General features: G+C 69.2%; 17 protein-coding genes. 14 read left to right on the top strand and 3 right to left on the bottom strand.

Going from position 1 to position 16,197, the window contains the following annotated elements:
• Positions 1-30 precede the first annotated feature (30 nt).
• Entirely contained in the window at positions 31-1,023 is a 993-nt protein-coding gene (locus tag DD542_RS02695; RefSeq protein WP_241559662.1) for a tRNA-dihydrouridine synthase, read from the bottom strand.
• 139 nt (positions 1,024-1,162) lie between these two features.
• Between DD542_RS02695 and DD542_RS02690 the strand changes: the two genes are divergently transcribed.
• The 10 genes from DD542_RS02690 to DD542_RS02645 all read left to right on the top strand — a co-directional run bounded on the left by DD542_RS02690 (position 1,163) and on the right by DD542_RS02645 (position 9,594).
• Positions 1,163-1,702, top strand: a complete 540-nt coding sequence (locus DD542_RS02690; RefSeq protein ID WP_127803607.1) for a FecR family protein — start codon at positions 1,163-1,165, stop codon at positions 1,700-1,702.
• Positions 1,699-2,295 carry an OmpA family protein gene (locus DD542_RS02685; RefSeq protein ID WP_127803605.1) on the top strand — a complete coding sequence of 199 codons (597 nt, stop codon included), beginning with the start codon at positions 1,699-1,701 and terminating at the stop codon, positions 2,293-2,295. The genes DD542_RS02690 and DD542_RS02685 overlap by 4 nt, the downstream gene beginning before the upstream one ends.
• A 10-nt stretch (positions 2,296-2,305) precedes the next feature.
• On the top strand, positions 2,306-2,788 hold the full coding sequence (locus DD542_RS02680) for a pyridoxamine 5'-phosphate oxidase family protein (RefSeq protein WP_127803603.1): 483 nt from the start codon (positions 2,306-2,308) through the stop codon (positions 2,786-2,788).
• Between the two features lie 110 nt (positions 2,789-2,898).
• Positions 2,899-3,555: an RluA family pseudouridine synthase gene (locus DD542_RS02675; RefSeq protein ID WP_241559661.1), complete on the top strand. Its 657-nt coding sequence runs from the start codon at positions 2,899-2,901 to the stop codon at positions 3,553-3,555.
• Between the two features lie 29 nt (positions 3,556-3,584).
• On the top strand, positions 3,585-4,352 hold the full coding sequence (locus tag DD542_RS02670) for an SDR family NAD(P)-dependent oxidoreductase (protein ID WP_127803599.1): 768 nt from the start codon (positions 3,585-3,587) through the stop codon (positions 4,350-4,352).
• A 29-nt stretch (positions 4,353-4,381) separates the two neighbouring features.
• A complete protein-coding gene (locus DD542_RS02665) occupies positions 4,382-4,978 on the top strand; it encodes a histidine phosphatase family protein (protein WP_127803597.1) in 597 nt (198 codons plus the stop codon).
• A gap of 96 nt (positions 4,979-5,074) precedes the next feature.
• On the top strand, positions 5,075-6,259 hold the full coding sequence (gene bktB, locus DD542_RS02660) for a beta-ketothiolase BktB (RefSeq protein ID WP_127803595.1): 1,185 nt from the start codon (positions 5,075-5,077) through the stop codon (positions 6,257-6,259).
• A gap of 4 nt (positions 6,260-6,263) precedes the next feature.
• Positions 6,264-7,622 (top strand): AAA family ATPase, encoded by a 1,359-nt coding sequence (locus DD542_RS02655; protein WP_127803593.1) that lies wholly within the window; start codon positions 6,264-6,266, stop codon positions 7,620-7,622.
• Between the two features lie 13 nt (positions 7,623-7,635).
• On the top strand, positions 7,636-9,090 hold the full coding sequence (locus tag DD542_RS02650; RefSeq protein WP_127803591.1) for a VWA domain-containing protein: 1,455 nt from the start codon (positions 7,636-7,638) through the stop codon (positions 9,088-9,090).
• Between the two features lie 192 nt (positions 9,091-9,282).
• Positions 9,283-9,594: a YkvA family protein gene (locus DD542_RS02645; protein WP_066150531.1), complete on the top strand. Its 312-nt coding sequence runs from the start codon at positions 9,283-9,285 to the stop codon at positions 9,592-9,594.
• Here the strand turns inward: DD542_RS02645 and DD542_RS02640 are convergent.
• Positions 9,564-10,304, bottom strand: a complete 741-nt coding sequence (locus DD542_RS02640; protein WP_127803589.1) for a 2OG-Fe dioxygenase family protein — start codon at positions 10,302-10,304, stop codon at positions 9,564-9,566. The genes DD542_RS02645 and DD542_RS02640 overlap by 31 nt on opposite strands.
• A 145-nt stretch (positions 10,305-10,449) precedes the next feature.
• Here DD542_RS02640 and DD542_RS02635 point away from each other — a divergent pair, with 145 nt between their 5' ends.
• Positions 10,450-10,893, top strand: coding sequence for a hemerythrin domain-containing protein (locus DD542_RS02635; protein WP_127803586.1), 444 nt, complete (start codon positions 10,450-10,452; stop codon positions 10,891-10,893).
• Positions 10,894-10,979: 86 nt separating this feature from the next.
• The gene (locus DD542_RS02630) at positions 10,980-11,834 is read left to right on the top strand and encodes a DUF2189 domain-containing protein (RefSeq protein WP_127803584.1); all 855 of its coding nucleotides are present in this window, start codon (positions 10,980-10,982) and stop codon (positions 11,832-11,834) included.
• A 7-nt stretch (positions 11,835-11,841) separates the two neighbouring features.
• Here DD542_RS02630 and DD542_RS02625 read toward each other — a convergent pair whose 3' ends face one another.
• Positions 11,842-13,551, bottom strand: coding sequence for a long-chain fatty acid--CoA ligase (locus tag DD542_RS02625; RefSeq protein ID WP_206610755.1), 1,710 nt, complete (start codon positions 13,549-13,551; stop codon positions 11,842-11,844).
• A 367-nt stretch (positions 13,552-13,918) separates the two neighbouring features.
• Between DD542_RS02625 and DD542_RS02620 the strand changes: the two genes are divergently transcribed.
• Together DD542_RS02620 and DD542_RS02615 are read left to right on the top strand one after the other, a co-directional pair.
• Positions 13,919-14,890, top strand: coding sequence for an amino acid ABC transporter substrate-binding protein (locus DD542_RS02620; RefSeq protein WP_241559762.1), 972 nt, complete (start codon positions 13,919-13,921; stop codon positions 14,888-14,890).
• Between the two features lie 106 nt (positions 14,891-14,996).
• The gene (locus DD542_RS02615) at positions 14,997-16,196 is read left to right on the top strand and encodes an ABC transporter permease subunit (protein ID WP_241559660.1); all 1,200 of its coding nucleotides are present in this window, start codon (positions 14,997-14,999) and stop codon (positions 16,194-16,196) included.
• The last annotated feature ends 1 nt before the right edge of the window (position 16,197 follow it).

Genomic DNA, 16,197 nt, shown 5'->3' with positions numbered 1-16,197 from the left:
GTGGTTTCTAGTCTTGACCGGGGCCGGACCTTAGCACGCCACCGGAATTTCCGCTGCAGGCACGGGCATGGGCTCCTGTGGCAGCGTTTGCGCCCGCAGCCAGGCCTCCACACGGGCCGGGTCGTTGGACTCGCGCAGCTCGTCGAACGCACGCTGACCTTCGGGATAGCGCTTGCGCAGGTAGTTCAGCCACTGCTTGAGCCGGCCGGCGCGGTGCCGCCGCTCGACCCGGCCACACACCTGGGCCCAGAACACCGACAGCAGCGGCAGGATCTGCGACCACGCCACGCCACCCTGCCCCCTGATCGCCAGCGCCAGCCCGGGATCGGTCACCATGCCGCGGCCGATCATGAGCCTTTCGCAGCCCGTCACCTCGCGGCAGCGCTGCGCCTCGGCCACCGTCCAGATCTCGCCGTTGGCGATCACCGCCAGATCGGCCGGCAACACCGCCCGCACCTCGGCAATGCGCTCCCAGTAGGCCGGCGGCCGGTAGCCCTGGGCCTTGGTGCGCGCATGGATCACCAGTTCGTCGGCACCGGCCCCGGCGATGGCCAGCGCGCAGTCCTCCGCCACGCGGTCGTCGCCGTAGCCCAGCCGCATCTTGGCCGACACCGGCAGGTGCGCCGGCACCGCGCGCCGCACCGCCGACACGATGCGGCCGATCAGCTCGGGCTCGTCCAGCAGCACCGCACCGCCCCGGCTGCGGTTGACGGTCTTGGCGGGGCAGCCGAAGTTGAGGTCGACGCCGAACGGGCTGAGCGCCGCCAGCCGCGCAGCGTTCTCGGCCAGGCAGACAGGGTCCGAGCCGAGCAGTTGCGGCCGCACCGGCACCCCCGCCCGGGTTCGCCCGCCGTTGAGCAGCTCGGGCACCACACGCACGAAGGCCCGCTCGGGCAGCAGGGTGTCTGTGACCCGGATGAACTCGCTCACGCAGCGGTCGACGCCGCCGGTGCGCGTGAGCACATCACGCAGCGTGGCGTCGAGCAGGCCTTCCATCGGCGCCAGCAGCAGGGTCGGAGTCATCACGGCAAAGGGGGTTGGGGCCGACAGAAACGTGACGCATGTCACTGGAAGTCCGGTCGGGTCGCGGATTGTAGGTGCATGCCTTGTGCCACGCGAAATGCAGCGACTAGGATGCCGAGTTAAACCATTTGGAGTAAAGATGCCCGCCCTGTCCGCCCGCCGCCTGTTCCGCACCTCGCCCGCCGTTGTGCTTGCGCTGGCGGCTTCCGTGGCAGCGGCACAGTCCCCAGACATCGCGTCCGACACCCGTGCCGGCACCTTCAAGCAGGTGCAGGGCGAGGTGCGGCTGGGTCGCGGCGATGGCCGCGCCGTTCAGCCGGGCGAGGCCGTTCGCGCAGGCGAACGCATCCGCACCGGCCAGGACGGCGCCGCCAGCATGGTGCTCAAGGACGGCACGGTGATGGTGCTTGGACCTGACAGCACCGCCGACCTGAGCCAGTACCGGTTTGATTCCACCACCCAGGAGGGCAACCTGCTGGTGGAACTGCTCCAGGGATCGATGCGTGTGGTCACCGGCCTGCTGGCCCGGGTCAACCCCGAACGCTTCAAGGTCAAGACCCCGACTGCGGTGGTCGGCGTGCGCGGCACCGACTTCATCGTCGAGGCCAACCCCAGGCCCGAGCCGCTCTATTACTACCTGCGTCACCACTGGAGTGACGATAGTAGACTGCGCCGATGACGCTTCCCCTCATCAGGTGCATCACCGCCGCCTCCGCAGTCGCCCTGTGCGCCGCCTGCGCACCGGCCGGCCGGGTGATCCTCCTGCCCCAGCCCGACCGCCCCACCGCCGTGGTGGTGTCCACCGCCCAGGGCTCGGCCGACCTGGCCTCCCCCTACGCCGCCGCCGAACTGGGCCACAAGGGTGAGCTCCAGCCGGCCCAGTCCAGCGAGGCCGAGGTGCGCGAGCGCTACCCCGCGCTGCTGAAGCTGGTGCCTCCGACACCGCAGCGCTTCACGCTCAACTTCCAGCCGGGCACGTCCGACCTCACCCCCGAATCGGCGGCCGAACTCGACCAGGTGGTGGTCGCCACCCGCGCGCGCAGCGGTGGCGAAATCGTGATCATCGGCCACACCGACCGCCAAGGCGCGGCCGACGCCAACGACGTTCTCTCGCTGGAGCGCGCCAACGCCATCCGCGACCTGCTGGTCGGCAAGGGCGTCCGACCCGAACTGATTGAACCGGTGGGGCGCGGCGAGCGTGAACCGGTGGTGCCCACGGACGACGACGTGCCGGAGCCGCGCAACCGCCGGGCCGAGATCGTTGTCCGCTGAGGGGGCACCCTTGGGAGAACACAGCCTGACCCGGGCCCTGCGCGAGTTGCTGCTGGCGCGCCGCACCGCCGCGCTGGGCACGCTCGACGAACACGGTGGCGTGTTCGTTTCCATGGTGCCCTTCGCCATCGACAGTACCGCCAGCGAACTGGTGCTGCACGTCAGCAGTCTGGCGGCCCACAGCGGCAACATGCAGCGCACGCCCCGCGTCTCGCTGCTGGTGTGTGCGGCCGAGCCTGAGGGCGAGCCGGTGCACGCCCTGCCGCGCGTGACGCTGGATGCGCTGGCGCGGTTTGCCGAACCCGGCAGCCCCGAGGCCGAGGCCTCGCGCTCGGTCTACCTGCAGCGCTTTCCCGAGGCCGAGATGATGACCACGCTGGGCGACTTCCGCTTCGTCCGGCTGGCGCCGCTGGGCGCGCGCCAGATCGCGGGCTTCGGCGCTGCGCGCAGCCTGCCGGCCGACGAAGTGCGCCGCGCGCTCGAGGCACCATGAGCCCCCACGCTCCACCGCTGCGCGGGTCGCTGCCCCAGGACGGGGAAGGGGCCCAGTCTGTGCCGGGCCCGGGGGCTGACCCGGCTTGGGGCGGCCCTGCGCCGGATCGTGTGAGCCCCCACGCCCTGCCGCTGATCCACGCCGACGAGCACCTGCTGGTGTTCGACAAGCCGGCCGGGCTGCTGGCCGTGCCCGGCCGCGGGCCGGAGAACCAGGACTGCCTGAGCGCCCGCGCCCAGACGCAGTACCCCGACGCCCTGATCGTGCACCGGCTGGACATGGCGACCTCGGGCCTGATCGTGATGGCGCGCGGCATCGACGCCCAGCGCCGCCTGAGCCTGGCCTTCGAGAAGCGCCGGGTGCACAAGCGCTACATCGCCGCCGTCGCGGGCGAGCTGCACAACCCGCAGCCGGACAACGGCTGGAACAGCATCGACCTGCCGCTGATCGTCGACTGGCTGGCGCGGCCGCGCAGCAAGGTCGACCACGACATCGGCAAGCCGAGCCTGACGCGCTGGCGCCTCGCGCCCGATCCGGCACCGGTCCCGGGCTCGACCCGGCTGGAGCTGGAGCCGGTCACCGGCCGTTCGCACCAGCTGCGCGTGCACCTGATGGCCATCGGCTTTCCCATCGTGGGCGACCCGCTCTACGCCAGCGAGGCGCAGCAGGCCATGGCCCCGCGCCTGCTGCTGCACGCGCAGGCGATCGAGATCCCGCACCCGGCGACCGACCAGCCCATGCGCTTCGAGGCACCCTGCCCGTTCTGAGGTTGGTCGGGTCCTGTCACACTGGTGGCATGCAAGACCTTGTCATCCTCACAGGTGCCTCTCGCGGACTGGGGCTGGCGATGGCGCGACAGCTGGTCGCGCCGGGCCGGCGTCTGCTCTGCCTCTCGCGCCACACCAACCCCGAACTCGATGCCCTGGCCCAGTCCCAAGGCGCCACGGTCCTGCAATGGTCTGTGGACCTTGCCGACCCGGCGCCGGTTGCAGCACGCCTGCAGCAGTGGCTGGCGCAGCTGGACGCGCCCAGCCTGGCCAGCGCCACCCTGATCAACAACGCCGGCGTGATCCCGGAGATCGCGCCGCTGGAGCATTGCCCGCCGGACGGCATCGCCCGGGCCCTGCGGGTCGGGCTGGAGGCGCCCATGCTGCTGACCGCCGCGTTCCTGAACGCCAGCGGCGCCTGGGTCGACGCCGGCTGGCGCTGCCCGCGCAAGGTGCTCAACATCTCATCCGGACTGGGGCGCCGGGCGATGGCGGCCCAGGCGCCCTACTGCGCGGCCAAGGCCGGCATGGACCACTTCTCGCGCTGTGTGGCGCTGGACGAGGGGCGGCGCGCGCATGGCGCCCGCATCGTTTCGCTGGCCCCGGGCGTGATCGACACCGACATGCAGACCCAGCTGCGCGCGGGCGACCCCGCCAGCTTCCCCGACCTCCAGCGCTTCGTGGAACTCCAGTGCCAGCAGCAGCTCACAAGTCCCGAGGACGCCGCGGCCCAGGTGCTGGCCTGGCTGCGGCGTCCGGACTTTGGCGGCGAGCCCGTGGCCGACGTGCGGGGCTGATCGCTGGTCCGCGAACCCGCTCCAACCCCATGCCACCGCCCACCACCACCCTCCACCCGAACCGTCGCCAGACGCTGCTGCTGGCGGCCGGTGCGGCCTGCGGTCTGGTCCAGGCCCAGTCCGGGCCAGGCGGCTTCTGGCCCCTGTTGCGCCAGGGCGGCTGCGTGGTGCTGATGCGCCACGCCCAGACCGAGCCCGGCGGCGGCGACCCGCCGGGTTTCGCGCTCGGCCGCTGCGAGACCCAGCGCAACCTCAGCGCCGCCGGTCGCGCACAGGCAGGCCGTGTGGGCGAGGCCTTCCGGCGCGAGGACATCGCCATCGCCGCGGTGCGCAGCAGCGCCTGGTGCCGCTGCACCGACACCGCGCGGCTGGCTTTCGGTCGCTACACCGTGTGGCCCGCCATCAACTCCTTCTTCCAGGGTCAGGGCGACTCGGTGCAGCAGACCCGCGAGGTGCTGGAGACCGTCGGCGCCCTGCGCGCGCCGGTCAACTGGGTGCTGGTCACGCACCAGGTGAACATCACGGCGCTGACCGGTGAACACCCTGCCATGGGCGAGCTGTTCCTGACCCGCGCCGACCCCGCCGCGCCGGGGCGCTTGAAGCTGCTGGCGCGGCACACGGTCTGAGCCTGTCTTCTGCTTGACGTGGCACAAGGCCGGCGTAAGGGTGCTGGCCTTACCATGTGCCGTTGACCCCATACCCTATCCACAGAGGAGCATTCCATGAGCCGTGAAGTCGTCGTCGTCAGTGCTGTCCGTACCGCCATCGGTACCTTTGGCGGCAGCCTCAAGGACAGCCCGCCCACCGAACTGGGCGCCCTGGTCGTGCGCGAAGCCCTGGCCCGCGCCGGCACCGACGGCAAGGACGTCGGCCACGTCGTCTTCGGCCACGTCGTCAACACCGAGCCGAAGGACATGTACCTCTCGCGCGTGGCGGCCATCAACGGCGGCTGCGCCGAAGGCACGCCGGCCTTCAACGTCAACCGCCTCTGTGGCTCGGGCCTGCAGGCCATCGTGAGCGCCTCGCAATCCATCCTGCTGGGCGACACCGACATTGCCATCGGCGGCGGCGCCGAGTGCATGAGCCGCGCGCCTTTTGCCAGCCTGAACATGCGCTGGGGCGCCCGCATGGGCGACACCAAGATGGTGGACATGATGATCGGTGCGTTGCACGACCCCTTCCACAACATCCACATGGGCGTGACGGCCGAGAACGTGGCCGCCAAGTACGGCATCACCCGCGAGATGCAGGACGCGCTGGCCGTTGAGAGCCACAACCGCGCCGAGCGCGCCACCGCCGAAGGCCGCTTCAAGGACCAGATCGTGCCCGTCATGCTCAAGAGCAAGAAGGGCGAGGTGGCCTACGCCACCGATGAACACTTCCGCGCGGGCTGCAAGCTCGAAGACATGACCAAGCTCAAGCCGGTGTTCCTGAAGGAAAACGGCACCGTCACCGCCGGCAACGCCTCGGGCATCAACGACGCGGCCGCCGCCGTGCTGCTGATGGACGCCAAGGCCGCGCAGGCCCGTGGCGCCAAGCCACTGGCCCGTCTGGTCGGCTACGCCCACACCGGCCTCGACCCCAAGATCATGGGCGTGGGCCCGATCTCCGCCACGCAGGCCGTGCTCAAGAAGACCGGCCTGTCGGTCAACGACCTGGACGTGATCGAGGCCAACGAAGCCTTCGCCGCCCAGGCCTGCGCCGTGACCAAGGAACTCGGTCTGGACCCGGCCAAGGTCAACCCCAACGGCTCGGGCATTTCGCTGGGCCACCCGATCGGTGCCACTGGCGCGCTGATCACCGTGAAGGCGCTGTACGAGCTGCAGCGCGTCAACGGCCGCTACGCCCTCGTCACGATGTGCATCGGCGGCGGACAGGGCATCGCGGCCATTTTTGAACGCATGTAAGGCCATGCGCTGGACAGCCGCCATTGACGAACTGGAGCGCGGCCTGCTCCAGCGCGACGTGGCCGCGCGGGCGCTGCTGCTGGCGGCGCTGGCGGGTGAACACGTGCTGCTGCTCGGCCCGCCGGGCACGGCTAAGAGCGAACTCGCGCGCCGGCTGCAGCGCCTGCTGCCCGGCGCGCACTATTTCGAACGCCTGCTGACCCGCTTCTCGGTGCCCGAGGAGCTGTTCGGTCCGTTGTCGCTCAAGGCCCTGGAAGACGACCGCTACGAACGCCTGACCGCCGGCTACCTGCCTTCCGCCGAGGTGGCGTTTCTCGACGAAGTGTTCAAGGCCAACTCGGCCATCCTCAACACCCTGCTCGGCCTGCTGCACGAACGCTGCTTCGACAACGGACAACACCGGGTCAACGTGCCGCTGGTCTGCCTGGTCGGCGCCAGCAACGAGGTGCCGCAGGACGAGAGCCTGCACGCCTTCTACGACCGCTTTCTGCTGCGCGTGCCGGTGATGCCGGTGGACGACGCGCACTTTGCCGCGCTGCTGCAGACCGCCCTGCCCGACGGCGAGGCGCACCCGGATGCGCAGCTCTCGTCGGCTTCGCTGCAGGCGCTGCGCGCGCAAGCCCAGGCCGTGCGGCTGGGCGACGAGGTGATTGCCCTGCTGTCCTCGGCCCGCGAACGCGCGAAGGACACGCAGCAGACCGTTTCCGACCGCCGCTGGCGCCAGACCGCCGCGCTGCTGCAGGTGCAAGCCGCCAGCCGCGACGCGAGCGAGGTCTCGACATGGGACACCTGGCTGCTGCCCTTCACCCTGGCCGCCGACCCGGACCAGGTGCCCGGCTGGACCGACTGGTTCCTGCAGACCGTGGCGAAGGCCACGCCGCTGTCCATCGACGGGCTGGAGCGCGCCGCCACCGCATTCGAGCAGCAGCTGGGCGTGGAACGCCGCGCCCCGGCCGACGCACAGGACGACAGCGCCGGCAAGCTGGCACTGGCCCGCGCCATCGCCGGGCCGAGCAGCGAGAGCGAACTCGTGCGCATTACCAGCGAACGGGCGCACCGCCGCTACGGCGCGCTGCACATCCGCGCCCGGGTGGCGCAGGTGGCCGAGGTGCAGCAACGGCTGGGCGCAGTGCAGGCCGAGGTGCACGCAACCGCCACCGCGGTGCTCGAACAGGCGCAGGCCCACGGCTGGCTGCCGCCGTCGTGGCGGGCCCGCATCGAGGCTGTGCACGCCCAGCGCCGCACGCAGGTCGATGCCCTGGCCGCGCGGCTCGCCGAACTGCACGGGGGCTTCGCCGCCCTGCCCCGCCTGGCCGAAGACACGTCCGAGTTCGTGCCCACGCCGGTCAGCTGGCAAGACTGAGCTCCAAACGGCCATGACGGCCCCCGCCGACCGCCCCTACCACCACCTCGACGGCATGGCGCGCGAGCTGTGGCGCTGGTCGGTGGTGTGCAGCGGCGGCACGGCCGAGGCCCGGCTGGCCCAGGCCACGCCCTGGCACGACGCGCTGCTCGCCGGCCGCCTGCCCGACGCCGCGCTGGACCTGGGCGACCCCGAGGCGGTCGCGCCGCTGCGCCGCCTGCTGACCGAACTCGACCTGCTCGCGCTCACCCAGGGCAACACCTCGCTCACCCGCCAGATGCTGCAAAGCCTGCTCTGGCACCTGGACAGCCTGATCGAACGCCCCGCCAACGAGACCCGCGCCGAGGCCATCGCACGCATGGCCGACGAGTTCCGCGAGAACTGGACCCTGCAGCGCCAGGGCTGGGAAGAAGCCATGTCGCTGCTCAAGTCGCTGGGCGACCCCTCGCACCTGAACTGGGACGACCTCCAGGGCCAGCTCAATCGCCGCGAATGGGCCGACGCACGCCGCATCGGCGGCCTGCTCGAACGCCTGCCGGCGCTGGCCCAGTTCATCGACGGTGTGGGCCGGCGCGAGCTGGCCGCGCACCAGCCGCTGGCGCGCACCGCCACACCCCAGGCGCAGGCCGCCGACCAAGCGGCGCCGCGGCCCACGGACGACGACGAGCGGCGGCCCGAACCCACCGCGGTGGACGGCGTGCACCGCTCGCGGGCGCTGGCCCGCATGACCGGCAGCGAAAGCCTGAACCTGACCCACCCGGTGCTGCGCCGCCTGTGGCGCGCCCGCTTCGCCGAAGCGCAGCTGCTGACCTACGACGACCGGGCGCGTGAACCGCGGCCCAACCCCCGCCCCCAGCCAGAAGGCGCCACGGCCCGCCCGCAGGAGGCGCCGCTGGGCCACGGACCGCTGATCGTCTGCCTGGACACCTCGGGCTCGATGCAGGGTGCGCCGGAAAACGTGGCCAAGGCCTGCGTGCTGCAGGCCCTGCGCAGCGCCCACGCGGGCGACCGCGCCTGCCGGCTGCTGGCCTTTGGCGGCCCGGGCGAGCTGCTGGAGCGGCCGCTGACGCGCGACGCCGCCGGGCTGGACGCCCTGCTGGACCTGATGGGCCAGGCCTTCGACGGCGGCACCGATGTGCAGACACCGATCGAGCGCGCCATCGAACAGGTTCAGCAGCAGGGCTGGCAGGACGCCGACGTGCTGATCGTCAGCGACGGCGAGTTCGGCCTCACCTCCGCCACGCTGGCCGCGCTGCGCCAGGCCAAGGAGCGGCTGGGATTGCGGGTGCACGGCATCCTGATCGGCGACCGAGAGACGATTGGTCTGGTCGAGATCTGCGACGCCCTGCACTGGGTGCGGGACTGGCGGCGTTACGGCGCAGCCAGCGGCGCGGCGGCCGAAGGCTTTTCTCCCGTGCACAGCCGCAGCCTGACGGCGATGTACTTTCCCAACGCCATACGAAGATGACCCCCCTGCGCCGCTGCGCGGCTTCCCCCCAGGGGGACCACGCCTGCGGCCCGGCGAAGCCGGTTCCGCGGCGTGTGCTGGAGGGTGCGTTGGCGCTGGCAAGGGGAACCTTGCTCTTGCAATCAGGGTCCACCGCCCCACACTGTGCGCTGTCCGGGTGTTCCGGATGTCCCCATACTTGGAGGTGAAGCGATGTGGAAACGTCTGTCGGTGCTCTGGCTGGCCGTGCGCGGTGACGCGAAGCGGCTCTGGTACGCGCTGGGCCATCCGGACGCGCCGGTCTGGCTCAAGGCCGGCACGGCGGCCATCGTGCTCTACCTGCTCTCGCCCATCGACCTGATCCCCGAGATGATCCCGGTGCTGGGTGTGGTCGACGATCTGGTCATCGTGCCGATGGCGATGCGCTGGCTGCTGTCGCGGCTGCCCGCCAACATCCGGGACCATGCAGAAGCACGCGCCAGCGGCGCGAAACCTCAGTCTCCCTGGAATCCGTTGCGGCGGTAGGTCAGCACCAGTGTGTCCCGCCAGCCCAGCTCGCCCGCCACCAGCGGCTGGATCGGCGTGGTCTCGTGGATCACGCGCGCATCGTCCAGCAACAGCAGCGACCACGGATCGGTCAGCGTGAAGCGCTGACCGGCCGGTCCCTCGGCTTCGAAGACCCGGCTCTCACCGCCCTTGATGCGGTGGCGTTCGAGCATGAACACGGCCACCAGGTCCACACCGTCGCGGTGTGCGCCTTCGGGCGTGGGCCGGCCGATGCCATCGGTGGTGTCGATGCGGAACGGGTGCGCCTCCACATACCAGGGGCGCTCGCCGTGCAGCGCCGATACCGCCTCGCCGACCCGGACCAGGAGGCGCCGCCACAGCGGATCGGCGCGCGTCTGTTCTGCCATGGGCTCGAACCAGCGCTGCATGCCGCCGTGCAGTGCGTTGTATTCCAAGGGCTGCCAGTGCGCCCGGTGCGGTGATTCGATGACCTGCGCACCGTCCACCACGAAGCAACTGTGGCGCCGGCGGCGGTAGCGCCCACCGTCCTTCAGATAGCCATCCGCGGGCAGATCGTTCCAGGCGCCGTGCAGCCGCTCCAGATCCGCCATGGAGGCACCCAGCCATGCCGCCACATCGTTGGCGCCGAGCAGGCTGAAACCCTGTCGGGCCAGATGGGCGTCGGACTGGGCAAGGGGGGAATAGGGAGGGTCGAAGGCGCGTGTCATGCAGGCAGTGTAGCGGTCTGAGCTAGGGCAAACCCGGTCAAAAAAGCAGCCGGATCCTGCCTGGTCTGCGCGCGATTTCTGCGCTGGATCAAGGATCGGCCGCGCGCACGCTGTCAAGCTGCCTTCAACAGACGGAGGTACCGCAATGAACACTGTTGAATGGTCCGAATCACTGCTGCTGGACTTCCCGCCCATGGACGAGGTGCACCACACATTTGTGGACCTGCTGGCGCTGGCGCAAACCGCGCCCGACGAGACACTGCCGCAAGCCTGGTCGGCGGTCATCGACCACACCGTCCGGCACTTCGGCAGCGAGGACGACTGGATGAAGCGCACACGCTTCGCCGCCGCAGACAACCACATCATGCAGCACAAGGTGGTGCTGAACGTCATGCGCGAGGGGCTGGCGCTGGCGCGCGCCGGCAACATGGCGGCGGTGCGGGAGATGGCGGGTGAGCTGGCGGTCTGGTTCGCCAAACACACCCAGACCCTGGACGCCGCACTGGCCCTGCACATGCGCTCGGTGCAGAGCGACCTGCCCGTCCGCCGAACACACCGCACCAGCGCACATCCGGCCTCGGCGCCCTGACCCGGCGGGCACCGGGGTCTCCGGGAAAACCATGTAAACCCTGTATGCGCACATGGTTATATTGATTTTTATCAACAGGAGACCCCATGGCCGAGGCCTTGCAAGCGCACGCTGTTCCCGCTTCCGCTCCGGAAGCCGAAACCGCGGAGACCACCGATGAACGACCGGATGCAGAGGCGGAAGCCCGCGCTCCCTCGGTGTTCTCGCTGCCACTGGCGACGCTGTCCGCCGGTGACCCGCTGCGCTGGCTGAAGCTGGGCTGGGACGACTTCCGTCGCTGCCCGCGCATCGGCCTGTTCTACGGCCTGTGCTTCTTCCTGATGGGCCATGCGCTGCTGGCCGTGTTCCAGAACGCACCGGCCTACGTGCTCGCGCTCAGTGCCGGCTTCCTGCTGATGGGCCCGTTCCTGTGCCTGGGCCTGTACGACGCCAGCAAGGCCCTGCAGACGCAGGACCACCGGCCGTCGCTGCGCGCCTCGCTGCAGGCCTGGCGGCCCACCAAGGGCACGATGGCGATCTTCGCGGGTGTGCTGCTGATCCTGGAGATGCTCTGGGGCCGCGCCTCGCTGGTGGTGTTTGCGGTGAGCTTCAACACCATGCCGGAGAAGGCCAACATCCTGGCGATGCTGATCGACCCCGAGAACATCGGTTTCCTGGTCACCTACACGGTGGTCGGCGCGGTGTTCGCCGGCCTGATCTTCACCACCAGCGTGATCTCGATCCCGATGATCATGGACCGCCAGGTCGACGCGATCTCCGCGGGCCTGACCAGCATCCGCGCCTGCCTGCAGAACCCGGGCGTGATGCTGCTGTGGGGCGCGCTGATCACCGGCATCATCCTGCTGGCGATGCTGCCGGTGTTCCTGGGCCTGTTCGTTGCCGGGCCGGTGATCGGTCACGCCACCTGGCACGCGTACAGGCACATCGTGCCGAAGGAGTGAGCGGCGCTCACTCCTTTTCCTGCAGCAGGCGCCACATCACCTTGCCCGAGCCGCTCTTGGGCAGCGCGTCGACGAACTGCACCACGCGCGGCGCCTTGTAAACCGCCATGTTCTCGCGGCACCAGTCGATGATGTCCTGCTCGGTGGTCTGGCCCTTGGCGGCCTCGCGCAGCACCACCACGGCCTTCACGCTTTCGCCGCGGTAGTCGTCCTTTGTGCTGATCACGCAGGCCTCGGCAATGGCCGGGTGTTTGAACATCAGCGCCTCCACTTCGGCCGGCCAGACCTTGAAGCCACTGGCGTTGATCATGCGCTTGAGGCGGTCGGTGATGAAGAAGTAGCCATCTTCATCCACACGCCCGAGGTCGCCCGAGCGGAAGTACTTCTTGCCGTTGAAGTCGATGAAGGCGGCCTCGGTCGCGTCGGGCCGCTTCCAGTAGCCGCTGAACACCTGCGGGCCGCGGATGATGATTTCGCCGGCTTCGCCGGTCGGCATCTCCTGCAATGTGTCGGGGTCGACCACGCGGGCGTCCACGCTCAGGAAGGGAATGCCCAGGCACTGCTGTTTGGGGTTGTCGGCGGGGTTGTTGTGCGAGGGCGCCGCGGTCTCGGTCAAGCCGTAGCCCTCGGCGTAGCGCAGGCCGAACTGCTCGAACAGGCGCTGCGCCACCGCCTGCGGCATGGCCGCGCCACCGCCGCCGATGAAGACCAGGCTGGAGAGGTCGTACTGGTCGAAGCGCGGGCTGGCCAGCAGATCGATCACCATGGTGGGGATGTTGGTCCAGTGCGTGACCTTCCACTGCGAAATCAGGCGGCCGGCCAGCTCGCGGTCCCAGCGCGGCATCAGCACCAGGGTGGTGCCGGTGTAGATCCCGCAGTGCATGCCCACCACCATGCCGGTGATGTGGAACATCGGCACCACCAGCAGCGCCACGTTCTCGTGCGTGCCACCGGTCCACAACTGCCCGGCCACGGCGTTGTGCATGATCGACGCGTGGGTGTGCATGCAGCCCTTGGGCAGGCCCGTGGTGCCGCTGGTGTAGGGCAGCACGCTCAGATCCTCGGGCCTGCGGTCGTGCACCGGCGGCACGGCGTTGCAGGCCAGTGCGTCCGCCCAGTCGGCCACGGTGCCGCCCGGGAGTGCCGGCAGCGGGTGCCGGGTGGCCAGCCAGTCCGCCCAGGCCGGGGGGATGTCGGCATCCAGTCCGATGGCGTCGTGGTAGTGGGCCACCACCAGATGCGACAGCCGTTGCGCCTCGGGCAGCTCGGCACTGGCCTTGAGCAGATCGCCCGCCAGATCGGCGGCCGCAATGGCCACCTTCACGTCCGGGTCGGTGATGTAGTGCTTGAGCTCCTCGGCCCGGTTCATCGGATTGACCGGCACCACCACCGCGTTGGCGCGCAGGATGGCGTAGTGCGCCACCACCCACTGCGGACAGTTCTGCATGAACAGGATGACCCGGTCGCCGGCCTTCACACCCTGCGCATGCAGGTGGGCCGCCAGACGCTCGGCCTGTTCGAGCAGTTCGCGGTACGAGGTGCTGCGGTCGAAAAACACCAGGGCCGGCTTGTCCGGGTAGCGCCTGGCACTGACCTCCAGGTTGAACCAGAGCGAGGTGGCCGGCGGCGTGATCGCGTGTGGCAGCCGGCGCGGCCAGAAGCGGTGGTGAGGGCGCAGGCCGGCGGGTGCGGCGCTGGTGGCGGCAGGGTTCGTCATGGCTTGTCTCCTAGTGTGTTTTTTCGGTCGCAGCATACGGGCCGACGCTGCAAAAAGGAAAGCACGCATGTCGCTGGGGAGACGGCGCGTGGACAGGTCTTTGGCATGGAACCTGCTGATGCGATGCAGCCAGGCACGGAGCGGGCCCGCGGGCCATGCGTTCATACATTCTTCGCATAGTTTTCCCACGTAAACCCCGATGTGCCGGCCAGCCGGGCGGGAATACATTCGTTCGGCGGGTGCGGGGTGCCCCGACCTGGTGCGCCTCGCCACTGGCTGTTCACAACTTCCCTACAAAACGGAGTGACCGATGAAACTGAATTCCCTCAAACTGACTGCCCTGGGACTGGGCGCCGCGGCGGCCCTGATGAGCCTGCCTGCCCATGCTGGCAAAACGATAGACGCCATCAAGGCGCGCGGTCAGCTGATCTGCGGTGTGAACGTGGGCCTGGCGGGCTTCTCCGCTGCCGACAGCAACGGCAACTGGACCGGTCTGGATGTGGACTACTGCAAGGCCGTGGCGGCCTCGCTGCTGGGTGATGCCACCAAGGTCAAGTGGGTGCCGCTGACGGCGCAGCAGCGCTTCACCGCCCTGCAGTCCGGTGAAGTCGACATCCTCTCGCGCAACACCACCAACACCCTATCGCGCGACGCCTCGCTGGGCCTGCACTTCGTGGGCGTGAACTACTACGACGGCCAGGGCTTCCTGGTCAACAAGGGCAAGATCAGCAGTGCCAAGCAGCTCAAGGGCGCCACGGTCTGCGTGCAGTCGGGCACCACGACCGAGAAGAACCTGACCGACTTCTCGCGCGCCAACAACCTGGGCATCAAGGCCGTGGTGTTCGAGAAGCTCGAAGCCTCCACCGGCGCCTACTTCTCCGGCCGCTGCCAGGCCTACACCACCGACGCCTCGGGTCTGGCCTCGATCCGCGCCAAGGAAGCCAAGGACCCGGCCGCCCACGTGATCCTGCCCGACCTGATTTCCAAGGAGCCCCTGGGCCCGATGATCCGCCGCGGTGACGACGAGTTCTTCGCCATCACCAAGTGGGTGCTCAACGGCCTGATCGAAGCCGAGGAGTACGGCATCACCCAGGCCAACGTCGACCAGATGAAGACCAGCACCGACCCGCAGGTCGGCCGCATGCTGGGCAACACTGAAGACCTGGGCAAGCACCTGGGCCTGGACAAGGAATGGCTGGCACGTGCCATCAAGGCCGTGGGCAATTACGGCGAGAGCTTCGAACGCAATGTCGGACCGAAGACGCCGATCAACCTGCCGCGCGGCAAGAACAACCTCTGGAGCAAGGGCGGCTTCATGTACGCCGCTCCGCTGCGCTGACCCGTCGCACACGGCACTTGGCCGTTGCAGGCACAAGGGCTCTATGAACTAGTTTCGTAGGGCACTTGTGCCATTTTTTTAGCCTCTCCCGCCCGGAGCTTCCACCATGTCCCAAACGACCATGATCGAGGCACGCCCCATTCCCTCAAAAAAACGGCGCTCGATATCCTGGAACAGCCGCAAAGGCCGCAGCGTCATCTACCAGGTGGTCGCCATCGCCTCGGTGGCCACCCTGATCTGGCTGCTGGTCCGCAACACGCTGCGCAACATGCGCGAGCGCGGCATCCAGAGCGGCTACGACTTCATGGGCCAGCCCTTCGGTTTCGATGTCAGCGAAACCATGATCCCGTACGATGTCATGAGCACGTACTGGACGGCCTTCTCCATCGGCCTGCTCAACACCCTGAAGGTGGCTGTGATCGGCATCGTGCTGGCCACGATCCTCGGCACCCTGATCGGCGTGGGCCGCTTCTCCAGCAACTTCCTGGCGCGCAAGATCTGCTACGGCTACGTGGAGTTCTTCCGCAACGTGCCCATCTACCTCCAGCTGCTGATCTGGTACATCGTCTTCACCGAAGTCCTGCCCCCCTTCGAAGAGGCCTGGCAGGCGGGCCACTTCTACCTCAGCAAGGGTGGGTTTTCCTTCCCCTGGCCGGTCTGGAAGCTGGGCCAGACGCTGGCGCTCATCGGTCTGCTGGCGGGTGTGGTCGGGTCCTGGCTGTATGCCCGCAAGGCCAGCAAGCACTTCGACCTCACCGGCCAGCAGAAGCCGGTGCTGCTGGTGTCGCTGGCACTCATCGTCGGCCTGGCCCTGCTGGGCTGGCTGGCCGGCGGCGCGCCGACCGGCTGGAACCTGCCGGTCAAGGGCACCTTCCAGATCGAGGAAGGCGCGGCCTTCAGTCCCGAGTTCCTGGCGCTGCTGCTGGGTCTGGTGACGTACACCGCCTCGTTCATCGCCGAGATCGTGCGCTCGGGCATCTCGTCGGTGTCGCTGGGCCAGCACGAGGCCGCCGCCTCGCTGGGCCTGAGCAAGCGCCAGTCCATGCGCCTGGTGGTGCTGCCGCAGGCGCTGCGCGTGATCATCCCGCCGCTGACCAGCCAGTACCTGAACCTGACCAAGAACTCCTCGCTGGCGGTGGCCATCGGCTACCCGGATCTGGTCTCGATTGCCAACACCACGCTCAACCAGACCGGCCGCGCCATCGAGGCGCTGTCGATCGTGATGCTGGTCTACCTGACGCTCTCCCTCCTCACCTCGGCGCTGATGAACTGGTTCAACGCCAGTGCCGCCATCCAGGAGCGCTGAC

It is taken from the genome of Hydrogenophaga sp. NH-16, assembly GCF_004006415.1.
In the GTDB taxonomy this organism is placed as follows: domain Bacteria; phylum Pseudomonadota; class Gammaproteobacteria; order Burkholderiales; family Burkholderiaceae_C; genus Hydrogenophaga; species Hydrogenophaga pseudoflava.
The sequence above is the reverse complement of the archived record's forward strand: the minus strand, read 5'-3'. Positions and strand labels throughout refer to the sequence as shown.

Coding starts and splice junctions, on each gene's coding strand:
- DD542_RS02695 (WP_241559662.1), bottom strand. CDS start 1,023: ATGACTCCGACCCTGCTGCTGGCGCCGATGGAAGGCCTGCTCGACGCC.
- DD542_RS02690 (WP_127803607.1), top strand. CDS start 1,163: ATGCCCGCCCTGTCCGCCCGCCGCCTGTTCCGCACCTCGCCCGCCGTT.
- DD542_RS02685 (WP_127803605.1), top strand. CDS start 1,699: ATGACGCTTCCCCTCATCAGGTGCATCACCGCCGCCTCCGCAGTCGCC.
- DD542_RS02670 (WP_127803599.1), top strand. CDS start 3,585: ATGCAAGACCTTGTCATCCTCACAGGTGCCTCTCGCGGACTGGGGCTG.
- DD542_RS02665 (WP_127803597.1), top strand. CDS start 4,382: ATGCCACCGCCCACCACCACCCTCCACCCGAACCGTCGCCAGACGCTG.
- bktB (WP_127803595.1), top strand. CDS start 5,075: ATGAGCCGTGAAGTCGTCGTCGTCAGTGCTGTCCGTACCGCCATCGGT.
- DD542_RS02655 (WP_127803593.1), top strand. CDS start 6,264: ATGCGCTGGACAGCCGCCATTGACGAACTGGAGCGCGGCCTGCTCCAG.
- DD542_RS02650 (WP_127803591.1), top strand. CDS start 7,636: ATGACGGCCCCCGCCGACCGCCCCTACCACCACCTCGACGGCATGGCG.
- DD542_RS02645 (WP_066150531.1), top strand. CDS start 9,283: ATGTGGAAACGTCTGTCGGTGCTCTGGCTGGCCGTGCGCGGTGACGCG.
- DD542_RS02640 (WP_127803589.1), bottom strand. CDS start 10,304: ATGACACGCGCCTTCGACCCTCCCTATTCCCCCCTTGCCCAGTCCGAC.
- DD542_RS02635 (WP_127803586.1), top strand. CDS start 10,450: ATGAACACTGTTGAATGGTCCGAATCACTGCTGCTGGACTTCCCGCCC.
- DD542_RS02630 (WP_127803584.1), top strand. CDS start 10,980: ATGGCCGAGGCCTTGCAAGCGCACGCTGTTCCCGCTTCCGCTCCGGAA.
- DD542_RS02625 (WP_206610755.1), bottom strand. CDS start 13,551: ATGACGAACCCTGCCGCCACCAGCGCCGCACCCGCCGGCCTGCGCCCT.
- DD542_RS02620 (WP_241559762.1), top strand. CDS start 13,919: ATGAGCCTGCCTGCCCATGCTGGCAAAACGATAGACGCCATCAAGGCG.
- DD542_RS02615 (WP_241559660.1), top strand. CDS start 14,997: ATGTCCCAAACGACCATGATCGAGGCACGCCCCATTCCCTCAAAAAAA.